The organism is Psychroserpens mesophilus, assembly GCF_050617655.1.
GTDB lineage: Bacteria > Bacteroidota > Bacteroidia > Flavobacteriales > Flavobacteriaceae > Psychroserpens > Psychroserpens mesophilus_A.
Genome location: NZ_JBODQC010000513.1, coordinates 1 through 235, shown reverse-complemented (window position 1 = coordinate 235; position 235 = coordinate 1). Strand labels below are relative to the sequence as shown.

At 60.4% G+C, this 235-nt stretch carries 1 protein-coding gene; it reads left to right on the top strand.

The window, feature by feature from the left end:
* The coding region (locus ACRHNM_RS18205) for a DUF3164 family protein (RefSeq protein WP_431138030.1) at window positions 1-235 on the top strand (235 nt) is incomplete at both ends.

Here is a 235-nt window from a genome sequence, read left to right as displayed (position 1 = left end):
ACCGTCCCGACATTCCGCCGGGCTTTCGCCTCAAGGCGGACGGCTCGTACGTCCCCGAAGGCCTGGTGTCCGATATCGACAAGCTGCGTGACCAGACCATCGAGACGCTCATTGACCAGGCCAAGATCATCAACACGCTGCTGGCGGACTTCAAGGTCCGGGCATTTCGCGATATCGAGGCATTTGTGGAGACGAGCGTTGAGCAGTACGGCGTGAAGTCTCGCAGCGTCAAGGG